The 14,899-nt window shown below is 39.5% G+C and carries 13 protein-coding genes and 1 other annotated feature; of the genes, 1 reads left to right on the forward strand and 12 read right to left on the reverse strand.

Translation table 11 applies throughout. The annotated features are described in order from the left end of the window. Window positions 1-19: 19 nt before the first annotated feature. The 4 genes from BLW54_RS14900 to BLW54_RS14915 form a co-directional block, all read right to left on the reverse strand. Window positions 20-658, reverse strand: coding sequence for an FMN-binding negative transcriptional regulator (locus BLW54_RS14900; protein WP_035510875.1), 639 nt, complete (start codon window positions 656-658; stop codon window positions 20-22). Window positions 659-679: 21 nt separating this feature from the next. Continuing rightward, entirely contained in the window at window positions 680-1,198 is a 519-nt protein-coding gene (gene paiA / locus BLW54_RS14905) for a spermidine/spermine N(1)-acetyltransferase (RefSeq protein ID WP_074735520.1), read from the reverse strand. A 31-nt stretch (window positions 1,199-1,229) separates the two neighbouring features. Further along, window positions 1,230-1,682 (reverse strand): MarR family winged helix-turn-helix transcriptional regulator, encoded by a 453-nt coding sequence (locus tag BLW54_RS14910; RefSeq protein WP_035510526.1) that lies wholly within the window; start codon window positions 1,680-1,682, stop codon window positions 1,230-1,232. Between the two features lie 394 nt (window positions 1,683-2,076). Further along, the gene (locus BLW54_RS14915) at window positions 2,077-2,535 is read right to left on the reverse strand and encodes a DinB family protein (protein WP_035510525.1); all 459 of its coding nucleotides are present in this window, start codon (window positions 2,533-2,535) and stop codon (window positions 2,077-2,079) included. A 201-nt stretch (window positions 2,536-2,736) separates the two neighbouring features. Between BLW54_RS14915 and BLW54_RS14920 the strand changes: the two genes are divergently transcribed. Beyond that, a complete protein-coding gene (locus BLW54_RS14920; RefSeq protein ID WP_035510522.1) occupies window positions 2,737-3,678 on the forward strand; it encodes a nucleoside hydrolase in 942 nt (313 codons plus the stop codon). A gap of 196 nt (window positions 3,679-3,874) precedes the next feature. Here the strand turns inward: BLW54_RS14920 and chrA are convergent, their stop codons facing one another. The 8 genes from chrA to BLW54_RS14960 form a co-directional block, all read right to left on the reverse strand. Then, on the reverse strand, window positions 3,875-5,074 hold the full coding sequence (gene chrA / locus BLW54_RS14925; protein ID WP_035510521.1) for a chromate efflux transporter: 1,200 nt from the start codon (window positions 5,072-5,074) through the stop codon (window positions 3,875-3,877). 15 nt (window positions 5,075-5,089) lie between these two features. After that, the gene (locus BLW54_RS14930; protein ID WP_035510519.1) at window positions 5,090-5,395 is read right to left on the reverse strand and encodes a PadR family transcriptional regulator; all 306 of its coding nucleotides are present in this window, start codon (window positions 5,393-5,395) and stop codon (window positions 5,090-5,092) included. Between the two features lie 261 nt (window positions 5,396-5,656). Then, window positions 5,657-6,661, reverse strand: coding sequence for a DUF3231 family protein (locus tag BLW54_RS14935; protein WP_035510517.1), 1,005 nt, complete (start codon window positions 6,659-6,661; stop codon window positions 5,657-5,659). Between the two features lie 395 nt (window positions 6,662-7,056). Then, window positions 7,057-7,245 (reverse strand): hypothetical protein, encoded by a 189-nt coding sequence (locus BLW54_RS14940; protein WP_035510516.1) that lies wholly within the window; start codon window positions 7,243-7,245, stop codon window positions 7,057-7,059. Window positions 7,246-7,823: 578 nt separating this feature from the next. Next, the gene (locus BLW54_RS14945; protein ID WP_074735523.1) at window positions 7,824-9,059 is read right to left on the reverse strand and encodes an MFS transporter; all 1,236 of its coding nucleotides are present in this window, start codon (window positions 9,057-9,059) and stop codon (window positions 7,824-7,826) included. Between the two features lie 146 nt (window positions 9,060-9,205). Continuing rightward, window positions 9,206-9,461, reverse strand: a binding site (T-box leader). Window positions 9,462-9,662: 201 nt separating this feature from the next. Further along, window positions 9,663-11,594 (reverse strand): fructose-1,6-bisphosphatase, encoded by a 1,932-nt coding sequence (locus BLW54_RS14950; protein WP_074735526.1) that lies wholly within the window; start codon window positions 11,592-11,594, stop codon window positions 9,663-9,665. Between the two features lie 346 nt (window positions 11,595-11,940). Beyond that, window positions 11,941-12,777 (reverse strand): STAS domain-containing protein, encoded by an 837-nt coding sequence (locus tag BLW54_RS14955; RefSeq protein ID WP_074735529.1) that lies wholly within the window; start codon window positions 12,775-12,777, stop codon window positions 11,941-11,943. A 151-nt stretch (window positions 12,778-12,928) separates the two neighbouring features. Then, window positions 12,929-14,554: an FAD-dependent monooxygenase gene (locus BLW54_RS14960; RefSeq protein WP_074735532.1), complete on the reverse strand. Its 1,626-nt coding sequence runs from the start codon at window positions 14,552-14,554 to the stop codon at window positions 12,929-12,931. Between the last annotated feature and the right edge of the window lie 345 nt (window positions 14,555-14,899).

The raw sequence follows: 14,899 nt of genomic DNA on the forward strand, positions 1-14,899 counted from the left end.
TCATCGGATTTGTATAAGATTAAACGTCCTTCATAGGAAAGGTAGATAGGTGTGTTTTTCTAGCTTTCATCGCTTCTGCTAAACGTAGAGACTGTGAATCACCCTCCTTATTTAAATGATCAATGATGTGATCATAGTCCTCTTCGTTTCGGTTTTGACTTAATTTATAGGCCGCTTGAATTTCTTCCACTTTTACTTTTAATCCCACGATCCCTTTGATTTGTTTTTTTGTTTGTGGAGAAAACTTTTCCCATAAAGCTGCTTTTTTACGGTGTTGTTCGTACTTTTTCAGGAGTAGTTTCAGGTCTTCCTGCAATTCCTGTTCACTCATGAGAGTAGCCGTTCCATATATATGGACGGCTTGATAATTCCATGTAGGTACATTCTCAGACTTGTACCAAGATGAGGAAATATAAGCATGTGGGCCTTGATGCATAACAAGTACACGATGATCCTCGAAAGTTTTCCACTGAGGATTCGCACGAGCCATATGTCCGGTGAGATAGTATTCATCACCTTGCTTGTGTAACTCCAAAGGCAAATGGGTAGCTATAGGTTTTTCTTCTTTCGCCGTTACGATTGTTCCAAAAGAGTTCCTCTGAATAAAATCCCGGATTTCACCGATGTCTGTTACTTTAAAATGCTTGGGAATATACATCATCATCCACCTCCCCTTTTGTTATTGAAGTCTTTTTGTCATTATGATGTCTGTTTGTTCTTCATCCCCCATAAAAAAGGAATGCGCTCCCGATTGAACAAACCCCATTTTCTTGTAAAAAGAAATAGCCTGTTCATTTTTTTCCCATACGCCGAGCCAAATCTTCCTTTTATTATGTTCCAAAGCAATTTCTTCCCCTTTATTTAACAGGTATTTACCAAGTCCCTGCTTCTGATAGTTACGGATTATATAAATCCTCTCGATTTCAATGAAATCCTTACCCATTTCTTCAGACTGAGCTTCACCGGTATTAACTTTTAAATATCCAGCGATTTCATGATTAACATAAACAAAGAAGAAGTGCGAAGAAGGATTTAATAACTCCTTTTCTACTTGCTTCAAACTAAACGCTTTATCCAAATAGGCCCTCATATTTTCTGGTGAATTCTGGTCCTCAAATGTTTCTTTAAATGTTTCATAACTGATTTCTTGAAGAGTGTGTACATCTTCCAAGGTACAAGTCCTAATTTTTATAGTCATTACATTTATTGCTCCTTTCTTTAAATAGTCATCAATACCTCCTCTTGTTCCCTTTTTTAACAAATTCCCAGTCTTTTTCTATATTTTTTCTGACTTTTTGAAGAAGGTGAAAAATGGTTTCCATTTCTTTTTCTGAAAATCCCTCTAAGGCAACGGAATTGGAATAATCATTTTCTCTTTTTATGAAAGGGTATATCATTTTCCCTTTCTCTGTTGGAAAGAGTTTCTTTATTTTTTTGTTATGTTCATCTTCTTTTTTTTCAATAAAACCATTCATTTCAAGTTTTTTTATCGACCGGGCTGCTGTTGTCCGATCTACTTTGATCATCTCCGCTACCTTTTCTTGAATGATTCCTGGGTTTTCATAAATTCGCACAAGGTACAAATACTGTCCTCTCGTGAGATCATATTCTTTGAATTCTATATTACTTATTGAATCTAATGCCCTTGCTATCATTCCAATTTCACGAAGTATTTCCTTCATAGTGAACTCCTCTGCTCTATAATTCGTTGAAAATGCAACAAAAAGTAACTTATATTAAATTTACCTCATTTTTGTTGTACTTGCAACAAAAAATAACGGTGGAAAGGCCGAGAATAAAAATTGACCTTTAAGGATTAGGGATTTTACGATTTACTGGAGGGTTTCTTTCCCTATACAATCAGAATTTGGGACTCCACCTGTGATGCCTTTTTTGGAAGGATTACCTATAAAAATGGGGATTCATATGGTCCTCTAAAACGGCCGAAAAGATGGCTCAACCTCTATCAAAAGGGAATGGTAGAGAAGACTGGGAAAATCGTAGGGTAGATTTTGAACATTAAAGACATGCATCAAAAAGAAAAAGCTGACTACGCATCTAGTCAGCTTCTCCCTTTTACTCCGCCATATTTGCTTTCAATGCTTTAATCGTACCGGTATGTACGCCTTCATGATACAACGTGAAATTAAGAATTTCTCCAACCGTCGGTAAGGATAAGAAGGCTTCTGCTGCTTCATCGTCCAACTGTCCGTTGAGCGTCTCTTTCAGTTTCGCCGGCTGTTCCTCAAGCTTCTGCTTCAGCTCGTCAAGGGACGGGACGTCACTCTGCCAATCAGACGGTTTTGTTCCTGGTGCGAACAGTTTAAGGTAGCGGGACGGCGTTTCCATCGGTTTTCCACCAAACTTAGCCATCAATGAGTTTTGCACAACGTAAATGTGTCCAAGATTCCAGCGGATTGTATTTTTAAATCCTTCCGGCTGTTTATCCGCTTGTTCTTCTGTAACACCATCCATTTCCTTCAGTGTTGCTTGTCTTATCATGTTGATCTGTTTAAAAATCTGTTCTTCGTTCATATTATCCTCTCCCTTCTTACCTTTTATTCTACCTTTCCCTCTTATCGTCCTCAACCGTCCAGCTCGGACCTTGTGTTATTATTATACTTTTGAGATTTTGGTTCCTTAGGCTTTTTTTATGATACAGGCACATTCTCCATATTCTTACATTAACTACTATAACGATAACAATGCGAATAGCGAACGGCAGGAGGGGATGGGATGGCAAAGAAAGTTCTGGTTTTCGGGGATATAGGAGTAGATGATACCATTGCACTGATTTATGCCCATTTAAATGATGAAATTGATTTGGTAGGCATTGTGGCCGATTATGGGAATGTTCCAAGAGAGGTAGCTGTCGGAAGCGTCCATTACCTTTTTGATCTCTTTGGAATTAAAAATGTCCCGATTATCGTAGGCGCCGAAGCTCCTATGACCGGGGAAACTCCTACTTATTATCCTGAAGTTCACGGCGAGTATGGATTAGGTCCTATAACACCGGGGCAATATGAAGGAGTAATCGAGAACTTCTTTGAAATCGTAGATATTATTCACACATATAAAGACGAACTGATCATATTAAACGTTGGCAGGCTCACGGCACTTGCAACAATGTTCATTTTATATCGGTCTCTCATGGAAGAGGTGAAAGAATATTATATCATGGGTGGAGCCTTCTGGGTTCCAGGTAATGTCACGGCTGTATCAGAGGCAAATTTTCACGCCGATCCCGTTGCTGTAAAAATAGTTCTCAATTACGCAGACAATGTCAAGATTATTCCATTGAATGTGACAGATCACGCCATTGTTACCCCTGAAATGGCTGACTATATTGGCGCCAGAGGGAAGGTTAAAATGGTGAAACAACTATTGGACTATTATTATGATTTTTATAAAAAAAGGAACCCTGATATCAAAGGGAGTCCCGTCCACGATGTGCTTACCATGATGGCGATCCTGCATCCTGAAATGTTTCATTATCAAAAGCTGCCCGTTTATATCGATACCACCACTACTGGAATACTTAGAGGTCAAAGCATTGCCGACATTCGACCTTATATCGAATTTGAAGAAACGGCCCAACGCCATGATATCGCATTTCAATTCGACTATTCTCTGTTCTTCAAAGATTTTATGAATATCATGACAGGAGAAGCTTTTTAATGATCCTTCAAGAAAGAGAACCCCATTTGTTCAAAAGATACACCTTTTGTATGACGTACGTTTCCCGTCCCCAAAGTCAATAAAATATGGAGAATACACAACAGGTGCCCCTTACTAATGCTCCTTCGTCAATAGATGTCCTTGATAAACGAAATACCCTCATCATAACCGATGAGGGTTCGACAATTTTTCTCTTTTAGAAGCCTAATCCATTGAGGATATAACCTCCGATGACACCTATGATAACAATAAGCCATGCCGGAACTTTCCAGATATTTAATAAGGCAAATAAAATAACGCCTAGAGCAAAATCAGTTCCATCAAAGATCGAACTCTTAATGACCGGGTCATAGAATGCAGCCAAAAGGATACCTACTACGCTGGCATTCACTCCCATTAGAATGCCCTGGAAGGATGCCCGCTTCCGTAATTCACTTAAGAAAGGCAAGGCTCCGATAATAAGCAGAAAAGAAGGTAGAAAAATGGCTATGGTAGCAACGACAGCTCCCGTTATCCCTTCCATCATTGTCCCGAGGTAACTTGAAAAAGTAAACAATGGTCCTGGTACAGCCTGTGCCATACCATAACCAGCCAAGAACTCATCTGGAGACAATAGACCTTGTGGGACGAGCTCCCTTTCAATCATAGGCAAGACGACATGACCGCCGCCAAAGACTAAGGAACCTACCCTGAAGAAGGTATCAAAAATATTAATCAATGAGTGATTAACTGCGTTATTAATGAGGGGAAGAACAATGAGCGAACTCCCTAAGACCGTTAAAGAAAGAACACCTGTTTTCTTCGATATATTCACAGGGAAAGATTCAATATTAGAGGCAGCTTTATTTTTAAACAAGGATAACCCTACTAACCCGGCAGCCAGGATGATCATGATCTGTATCCATGCCGAAGGATACAGCAGCATAATAAGGGCAGCTGCAAGAGCAATGGCCATTCTGCTTTTATCTGGAGTCAATTTCTTACCTAAACCGATGAGAGCATGCAGGACAACAGCTGCTGCGACCACTTTTAGACTATGGATGAACCCCACATCATCCAATGTGAAATGTTGATAAAGTAAAGCGAAAATAACAAGAACAATAACGGAAGGAACCGTAAACCCTAAAAAGGAAGTCACTCCCCCTAAAATCCCGCCACGTAATATTCCAATAGAAATTCCAACCTGACTACTTGCTGGTCCGGGGAGGAATTGACACAACGCTATCAAGTCTGCATAGGTTTTGTCGTTTAACCATTTCCGACGATCGATATATTCATCTTTAAAATAACCTAGGTGTGCGACTGGCCCGCCAAAGGAAGTCAATCCTAGTTTGGTAGATGTAACTAAGATTTCTAAAAGGGTTTGTATTTTATTTTTCTCTTGCTTTTGACTCAATTCATTCACCCCCAATTATTTAATTTCTTTAAAAAGTTCGTAAGCTTTGGTCCGTGCTTCCTGTAGAACAGAATCCCCCTTGTCTGTAATTCGGTAATACTTTCGAATCTTTCCATTCACATTGACATCTTCCCGATCCAGCAGTTGATCTTTTTCCATACTGTGAAGGATGGGATATAAGGTTCCGGCACTCATTTCATAGCCATGCTCATATAACTCTTCAAGCATCCAAGATCCATAAATAGCTTCTTCTTTCGCATGATGTAAAATGTGGATTTGGATGAATCCTAAGAAAAGCTTCCTCAATACTTTATTGTCCAAATCCGTCCCTCCTTTTTTTTGAAAATCGTTATCGGTATTCGATATCAATTTCCGATAACGATAGTGTATAGGGATGAATTCCGTTAGTCAATAAAGACTGCAAATCTTTAACATGAACTTTACAAATATACAGGAATAGAGGCTATAAAAATTCGAAACATGTAACAAGCATCAAAAAAAGGGAGCAGCACTAGATGGCTCCCTTTAAATGTTTGCTATTCATCCTGCCCAATTTTCAAGCCAAAAAGCGGCGATTTTCTATCAATCATTCGAAGACAGTTGGTCTCGATTAACCGCAAAAGGCGGTTGTTCCATCCACCCATGTTCAATCAAAATATTCGCCCCGCTTTTTACATAGAATGAAACATCCATTAAACATCGAGCATATAAGGCTCCAATATCTTTTCTTCCATTTAAGGACGCTCCATTTGCATATTCCCTTACTTTCATGGAGAACATATCTACTTTATGAAAAACCATCAATTTATCAGAAAAGGGGGGGATCGTAGATGATGTAACCAAATGGTCTAAAAGGGAAGGAAAAGGCAAATAGTCTTCCCTAAGTTTTTTTGATAACTTTTCGATATGCTTTTCATTCAAGTTTCTGCCACGTTCTAAAAATTTTCTTACTTTATTATTTTTTGCTCCTTGGCTAAATCCAATAATAAGGGCTTTACTGGTAACATCATTGTTAATATTATCATATAAATGCGCAATTTCCAGGCCGTGAAGAGGCCTTACATCTCCTAAATATCCATTTAAAAAACTTGGATCATGAACAAAATCCACCCCCTTAGGGTTCGGAATTTTGGGTGTATTCATTAACAACCCTCTTGATTTTAAAATGTCATTGGTATGGTTCATTAATTTGACAACATCATGAAGGGCTTTCATGTAAAAATCCCTGATATCTTTTCTCGTTACAATACTTATGGCAGCACTATATAAGCTAATTCCTGCTTTTGCTGTGTATTGTAAATAATAAAGGTAAAACTCATCCTTAAACAGTCTGGGTGCCTCTAAGTTTACGTCGTCCTCTGTTAATCCTACTGGTATCGGGAATCCTCCCTTTTTAAAAATCATTTCTATATCTTTTATATAGGTTCTGGTTAAATCTAAAGCATATTGTAAAACTTTTTTAATGTCCTTATCTTCTACATTTTTCAGATAATAACTAAGCACACAATCGGCCATTGTATTGCCAGCATATGTAGCCCAAAGTTTCCCCATTTCACCTGAAGTTAAGCTTGATATATCCGTATTCATGGCCTTCCTCCCATTTCATACATTCCTTTACAAATAGAATGCCTAAGGATGGATAAAAGTATGCAAACCGAAAATCCAAAATAAAATATCGCTTCATGTCTAATAACCGGTATACAAAAAAAGCATACTATTTTCGATAGCCTAGAATGGGTAACATCCCGGTCATCCAATAAAGAAATAGCAGGGAATCCCCTTATTGATCTTCGGCTCTACCCCTCTCAAAGGAATAGGTTAGGGTGAAGTGGATGGGGAGATCCTCCGATTAAAATACTTCTGCCGATATTGCAGAAAGACGCATGCGCAAATAGGTCTTTTAAGTATCATTCTTAACCATGGTTCCTTCCACAAAAAAAGGAAAGGAAATCCATTTGATTTCCCTTCCCTTTCATAAAAAACTAGACATGACTTTTCACATTTTCCAAAGCCATAAAGTAATTGAGGACAAATTGGCGGACTTCCCATTCGGGTACTTCTTTTTTCCCATCCGTAAAAACCGACTGATGATAAGAGTAATTGCCAAATTGCAAACGTTTCCCTGCGATCAGCTCTGCCATCACTTTGTTTGTCTTTTCCATGTAATGCATACTCATCATCCTTTCTAGCATTAGGATAGCCAGAATAAGAGACTCTTATACTATCGGTGGATGCCACTGCTTTACTTCCCTACTTCTTTACCTTTTGAGCCTACGGTATTTTCCTTCTGTGTCTTTGACCAACCGTCATAGTCACATCATTTCCACTCTTTTCCCCTCCCTTTTTAAATAAAAGAAATCCTCTTAATCAATCCTAATTAACGGTTCGTAATTCCCAATGTCGCAACGGATGATAGATGAAAAGATTTTATTTCTAATTGGATGGGTCACATAGAAATCACCATATTTTTCAATTCTATGATATCCGGATGACTTTCTGTTCCTCTGAAGCAAGCTTCCTAAGAAGAGGAGTATCTATGACACATATTATGGAGAAAACGCATGTCTTAAGCGTTTTTTGATCAATTTTTCTGCCTTCTTTCGTGACCATGGGGGATAAACAGGCTCAAGCCGAATCGGCCCCGCTGTCTGGATTACCATTCGTGTGACCGTATTTTGGAGGAACAATCATAACGGTGATGACTATCAATCCAGCCACTTAACTACAAAAAGCCATTCCATAAGAGCGATTACCCTGTAGACGCCTTCACCAATTCCCCTTTTTTTCCTTTCATGTGCGTGCAAGCCATTCCCTGCATAAGCGTAATCCCTAACATCACGAAAGAGCCAATGAGGACCGCAGATTTAATCGATCCCCACTGTGCCCCTACACCAATGAGAACGGTGGCCATAATAATCAGTATACCCTCCACCAAACCGAAAACACTGGCTACTCTTCCCATCACATGCACGGGTATATGATCCTGATAAAAGGTATGAAAACCAGTATTCGCAAAGGCCAGAGAAAACGAAAGGATAAAGAATCCAATCGCTGCCATAAAGAAACCTTCTGAAAAAGCATAAATCAGATAGCCGACAGCAACGAAAAGAGAGCCATAACCAAGCAGGAAAAAGATCGACAGTTTATTAGAAAAATAAGCCGTAACTAAGGATCCAAGTGCAATTCCTGCACCAGCCAAACTAACTAAGAAACCGTATGTAGTATCAGATAACAACAATACTTCCTTTGAAAAAGCAGCTTCAAGCGAATCGAGTGCTGTGGCCATGACCATCATAAATCCAAATAAGAAATAAATCCACATCACCCAAATCTTTTTCCTCGAAAACGCCACCACGACCGCCCAGTCATTTTTAATGAGCGTTTTAGATAACTTGAAAGGTTCCCTCTTCCCGTTTTCTTCAAGATTGGGCAGCCACCGTGTCATCATGCCCGATAAAAAGAATGTCGCTGCATTCACATACATCGCGATGTGGGGAGTCCCTAACATGAACAGCACGCCGGCAACAGCCGGCCCTACTAAAAACCCCCCGGAATCAATAAACCCTCGAAAAGAATTGAAGCGTTTCCTCTTTTCCGGTACCACTAATTTGGTGATATAGGTCATCGATGCCGGTACAAATACGGCACTCGCCATATGGACAATGAACACGATGCTGTAAATCATCCATAGAGAAGATAGAAAAGGAAGAAGGACAATCAGGATAGCTCTAATGATATCCATCGCTACCATCAACCGCCGCTGATTCACCCTATCAATGAAAGAACCGGCCCATACATTTGTAAGAAGGGATGCCAAAGGCTTTAAAATGTAAAGCACAGCCACCGCAAGTGGCGACCCCGTCATTTCAAGGACGATGAGATTTAAAGCAATTAAATAGATCCAATCTCCAATATTGGATAATCCGATCGCTGATAATAACAAGAGAGGAGCTTTCCATGAACGAGCAAATTTTGTAACCTCCATACGCATTCCCCTTTTTTAAATTAGATTAGGATGAAAAACGACTCACTTAAGACGTTTCCACTCCCAACGAAGTAAGTCTCTTCCACAAATGAGCCTGCAACCATTTTCTAAACAAACAAAAAAACCCCACCCCCAAGACCAATGGTCTTGGGGGCGAGGTTATTCATTCGTCGCGGTGCCACCCCAGTTTATTAATATGTCACCATATTAATCTCATCAGGTACGCCAATTCTGATTCGGAATACCTTCTCTCTAACGGGAGCTCCCGTCACACGATCCCCTGTCTAGTTCCCGTGTGAAGCTCAGAGGCTTGGTTCACTAAAAAATTCCCTGCTCCTTTTCACCTTCTGGAGCTCTCTGTGAAGGATTCTTTCCAGCTACTGTTCTCTTCATCGCCTTTATAATTTATTTTCTACATTACGCCTGATTCCCCCACATCTGTAAATAATAACCACCAAAGTCTGTTTAAATACAGCCCATCCTTCTTCCATTAGTATGGAAGATCGTTCGCTTTATTCTTTAACTTTTTTCAACTACCAGCAAAAGCAGGCGCACGACTCATACGACTCCCTTCCTCCAGGAGCTGATCCTTTAGCTAAATCTTTATTTCATATATCGATATTCCATCAAGCTGTTCAAAATATAAATTTCTTGTAATAATTCCTCACCCACATTCGTCTCCAACACCTTTTTTCTCTCCAATTCTTTATCGACCAATCGTTTAACCGATAAAACGTCGGCTCCATTTCTCAGGACCTCTTCTTTGGAGTTGAATTGTTTATGGGCCACCAGCTGCATCCCATACGAATTAAAGAGTAAGGTGTAACCAGCAATTCCTGTTGTTGATTGATACGCTTTGGAGAAACCTCCGTCGATAACAATCATTTTTCCATTAGCTTTAATAGGATTCTCGCCATCAATCTCTTTGATAGGGGTATGGCCATTGATAATATGACCTTGATCTGGATTCAGATCAAATTCTTCCAGGATTCGGCGGCACATCTCTTCATTTTCTCGTAAATGATAATACGGATTCTTTCTCTCTTTATGGGTTTCCTTATCGCTTATGAAATATCTCTCAAAGGTCGTCATTTCTCTTTTTCCAAAAAGGGAAGAATATTCGCCTGTCCATAAATACCAGACCATATCTGTCGCTAAATCATCGGTTTCTTCTGGATGGGCGAAAGCCTGACGTAAGTAATGCTCAAATATATCAAGCAGTTCCCGGCCGGCATAGGTTTTATTTTCGATCGTCATTTTTTCCATGTTCCCTTCTTCATCTAAAGGAATACAGCCATGGATTAATAGATTCCCGTTATATTTCAAATAAAGGCTTCCTTTTTTCATAAGAAACTTCATGTGTCTGGCCAGTTTCTCTGAATGTTGGACAGAGAATAGCAACTTCTCGATCACCTGTTCTTCTTCCTCTAATAGTTGGTCAGGTGCATCCGGATCGACCGCCTGAAAACAGGTGTTTTCCAGCGGGTATGTTTTCCCGTGGATGGTGATTTCGTGATTATCCTGATCCATTTTCTCCAATAGCAGACGTTCAGACATGTTGAAGTACGGACGTCGTTTTATGATCGAGCTTTCCAATTTGAATTGGATGATGGCAATCGCTTGATGAATTTTGGTAATTTGTTCCCTTTCCAATGCGGAGGGTTTATCTTCGGTCTCTATTTTCGGTCTGAAGGAGGGGTTATCCTCGTAATATTTCTCCGCAAGATTGAGAAGTGGTCTTAAATTAATGCCATAAACGTCTTCAATGATCTCCAAATTGTTGTAACGGGCACAGATTCGAATAATATTGGCCAGGCAGACCTTGGATCCGGCAAAAGCGCCGATCCATAATACATCATGATTCCCCCATTGAATATCAACCGAATGGTAATTGATCAGTGTTTCCATAATCTTATCCGGTTCAGGTCCACGGTCGTAAATATCGCCCACAACATGAAGATGATCCACGACTAACCGCTGTGTCGTATAGGAAAGACCAATAATCAACTTGTCCGCCTGTCCGAGCGAAATAATTTGCTGGACTATTTTATTATAGTAAGGTTCTTTATTTGTGAAATCTTCTGTTTTGTATAGCAGTTCTTCCACTACATAAACAAATGGATCGGGTAATGCTTTGCGTAACTTTGAACGCGTATATTTGGAAGAAGCGTAGGAAATAAGCTTTAACATCCGGTCAATCATTTGTATGTACCAGTGTTCTAATTCCTGGTCATTATCAAATGCATTCTTAATTAACTTGATTTTTTCTTCAGGGTAATACACTAATGTAGCAAACTCATTCATTTCTTCTGCTGATAATTCCTCTTCAAAGAGATCGGCTATTTTCTCTTTCACTTTCCCGGAACCATTTCTTAACACATGTTGGAAAGCTTGATATTCCCCGTGTAAGTCACTGACAAAGTGCTCTGTCCCCTTGGGCAGATTAAGAATGGCTTTTAAGTTAATGATTTCTGTAACGACTTTTTCTTCACTATCATATTTTTGAGCCAGTAAATCTAAGTATTTGCTGTTCAAGTTATGGTTCCCCTTTCCAAACGCATCTCTATATAGGAATGAACGTCCTATTATAATTTTTAGTTTCCTCAATTATATATGATGGTAACATGTTTTTTCTTAAGAAAGGCGTGGAGATCAGCAATTTTTCAGAGAATTTATTAAACGAACGAGATGTCAGATAAAAGCATGGAGGATTATCAGCGGATGTATGCCAGGGGGTGGATAAACAAAAGGAGAGGCAGCTATGAAAGCTTCCTCTCCCTTATTCTTTAAGAACGTTCGCCATTCACCGCGATAACAGGTTAGCTCTTATGAATCGGCAGACAGACCATGAGAAGATTTGTCACGAGGGCGGGTACTTGTTTTATTGATTGAAATGGGGGAAAAAATATTCACTTAACGCTTGCTGCAAAGTAGCAAGCGTTTCCGTCTGTTGATTGAATTGGATTCCGAGATTCGTAACCTCTCTTACAGTTTCTTTCCTTAATCCCGTGATTACCGTTTTGCATCCCATCATTGATATACCGTCAATCACCTTCGTTAACTCAATCGTACTTTCTTTATCCATCGTAGCGATACCAGATAAATCCATGATTAGTGTTTCTATGCTCAAATCGGAGACCTTTGTTAACACTTTGTCTTTTAGAATTTCTATCCGATTGTTATCCATCGCACCTATAAGCGGGAGAATACAGATCGAGGAACCGATCGGGATGATGGGGACAGACAGATTTTTGACCAGCTCCTGCTGAGCCGAGAGCAATGAGTCTTTGTAGGTAGAATAGGTGATGAAGAATGAATTCAGAAATTCATCCACCCGGTCATTAATCGCGCTTTCCAATTGAAAAAAATCACGAATTTTCTTATTTTCATTCATCTCATAGAATTTCTCAATGAGTCTCCACAGGGACCTGCGGATAGCCTGGAACCATTCTAATTTGAATGAAAGATCAATGGAATGAGTCGCCCAGGCAATTCCCTCTTGTTTGGCGAATTTCCTCAACGCTTCATCTTCTCCATCAATAATATAATAAACCAGGGTATGAGCATTGTTCACCAGATCGATGTTCCCCACGGTTAGGATTTCATGAATCTTGTCTTTGACATTCACAGCCTCAGACAAAAGGATCTGCTCAAAATTTTGATTATTTTTCTCAAAGAAACCTTTTAATTGATTGGAATACTCATATGTTTGTTCCATTCTCTCACCCTTTCCCATTTAGATAAAAAGGTTTCACATTGAAGATATGTCTTCTTTCCTATTTTAACTCAGTAAACATATCGTACTATATTTTACAACAAGGTACCTATTATTTGCACTTATAGATTTCAAGTTTTCTATGTTTCGAAGCTCATCCAAAATAGGTGACCAAAGCTTCTTTTAACCCCCTCGCTTGGTTCATTGACGTGCGGACTAAAGAATAGGCATCAGGCCGAATAATCATGACATCCCCTTTAGACAAACCTAATCTGTCTTTTGCATCCCCTTTCATATCAAGAAAAAGGGACTCTTTATACTCATTCTTCCCTCGCCCACCATTTTTTTGAATAATAAAAACAGGCGTTAACCAAGCTCCTGCCTTTTGCTCAAAGACGCGAAGAGCTTTGAGCACTTGTCTCTCCAGTTCCGGTAAACTCGCTTCATCCGTATACACAAGAAATAAACATTCCCCTGGCCTTAATAAGCGGTACAAATCTCTCTTCTCTTCTTGTAACGTATAAAGATCAATATTGGGAACTCTTTCTCCTGCTTTTCCCTTTTGGGGGAGGGCCATTTTCACCCTTGGTTTCGAAAACGAAGGGAATGTATAATCAACAGCTATTTGTGATAAGCGGGCGGCTATTTTTTTCTGTATCGCAGGGCGGTTAAAGAAAAATTGCAAAGCTTTATTTCGGGCCTTTATCGCATATTTATTTTGCACACTCATGGCCCGGATTAATCGATCCGTCATATGAATGACGCCCTGGGCTATCGGTTTTCTCTCTTCCTGATAGGTATCAAGTAGTCGCGAAGATATAGGATAGTTTAAAACATAAGCTAATTTCCAAGATAAATTCACCGCATCCTGCATCCCTACATTCATACCCTGCCCCCCCAGTGGATTATGAATGTGAGCTGCATCTCCTGCAAAAAATACCCGCTTATCCCTATAAGAGGGAACCTGTCGATGGGAAGGTGTAAAACTGGACAGCCAAAAAGCCTCTTTTAACTGTAAGGATGATGGATATATCTTGGTTACAGACGACTGAATCTCTTCGAGTGTTACCTCCTTAGGAAACTGATCCCCTTGTTTGTCAAAGTCAATGACGATGACTCTTATGTATCCATTCTGGAAAGGGGCCAAGAAAAGCAACCCATGTTCTGTTGATAGTAGGGATAATTTATGATTTAACTCTGGGTCATTGGTTTTCACGTCTCCAAGCATGACAGTGATATTCTCGGATTCTCCCTCAAATGGCATTTGAGCCAGTTCTCTAGTCGTACTGTGAGCCCCATCACAGCCGATGACGTATCTTGCAGTTATCGTATAGGGTTCCCCATCTTTGATCACAGTGGCGCGAACGAAATCTTCATCCTGTTGGATACGACTCAGTTTTGTACTTCGCTGCACAGTATTAGCGGGAAGATTATTTTCCAACATCTTTTCTGTTTTACTTTGAGGCAAAATACTTATAAAAGGATAATCCGTATTCATGCGTAACCGAGAAACATCCATGGTGAACAATGGTTCATCATTATAATAAAAATTCAAGTGATGAGTAATAAAACTTTTATTCACCATTTTGTTTGCCAGGCCTAGTAACTCCAGCATCTCCATTGTACGAGCGTGAATAACTAAAGCCTTAGAATATATGGATGGATGGTCATTTTCATCGATGATTTGGTAACGAACCCCATACTTATTCAATTGATTTGCCATCATTAACCCCGTAGGTCCAGCACCGACAATTAAAACATCTGTATCCAGTTGTTGCATCTATATCCTCCTCAAATATATGAACGTATGATTCTTCTGTTGCTTTCTTTTCCCTCCCGCGCTCATTTGTTCATTAATTCCTCTCACATGGAAAGAACTTCAAGATGTATAAAAGGAACTTTACTCATGATTCCCCCCATTCCAGGCACCCAAACCCCCCTTTAAACATTTATCCTTTTTGTTTCTTATGTTCTATCATTCCATGTGAATTTGTTCAATCCTTGGCTTTTTGGAGCCATTCAAAAATAATAATTTTATAACAAAACCAATATCTAACTACCTAGACATTAGTTAATAGACAATAAACACAGCGTATTAGAAAAAATCTCCTTTCGAACATTTACA

It is taken from the genome of Halobacillus karajensis (assembly GCF_900108515.1).
Lineage (GTDB): Bacteria > Bacillota > Bacilli > Bacillales > Halobacillaceae > Halobacillus > Halobacillus karajensis.

Coding starts and splice junctions, on each gene's coding strand:
- BLW54_RS14900 (WP_035510875.1), bottom strand. CDS start 658: ATGTATATTCCCAAGCATTTTAAAGTAACAGACATCGGTGAAATCCGG.
- BLW54_RS14940 (WP_035510516.1), bottom strand. CDS start 7,245: ATGCATTACATGGAAAAGACAAACAAAGTGATGGCAGAGCTGATCGCA.
- BLW54_RS14910 (WP_035510526.1), bottom strand. CDS start 1,682: ATGAAGGAAATACTTCGTGAAATTGGAATGATAGCAAGGGCATTAGAT.
- paiA (WP_074735520.1), bottom strand. CDS start 1,198: ATGACTATAAAAATTAGGACTTGTACCTTGGAAGATGTACACACTCTT.
- BLW54_RS14945 (WP_074735523.1), bottom strand. CDS start 9,059: ATGGAGGTTACAAAATTTGCTCGTTCATGGAAAGCTCCTCTCTTGTTA.
- BLW54_RS14935 (WP_035510517.1), bottom strand. CDS start 6,661: ATGAATACGGATATATCAAGCTTAACTTCAGGTGAAATGGGGAAACTT.
- BLW54_RS14955 (WP_074735529.1), bottom strand. CDS start 12,777: ATGGAACAAACATATGAGTATTCCAATCAATTAAAAGGTTTCTTTGAG.
- BLW54_RS14920 (WP_035510522.1), top strand. CDS start 2,737: ATGGCAAAGAAAGTTCTGGTTTTCGGGGATATAGGAGTAGATGATACC.
- BLW54_RS14915 (WP_035510525.1), bottom strand. CDS start 2,535: ATGAACGAAGAACAGATTTTTAAACAGATCAACATGATAAGACAAGCA.
- BLW54_RS14960 (WP_074735532.1), bottom strand. CDS start 14,554: ATGCAACAACTGGATACAGATGTTTTAATTGTCGGTGCTGGACCTACG.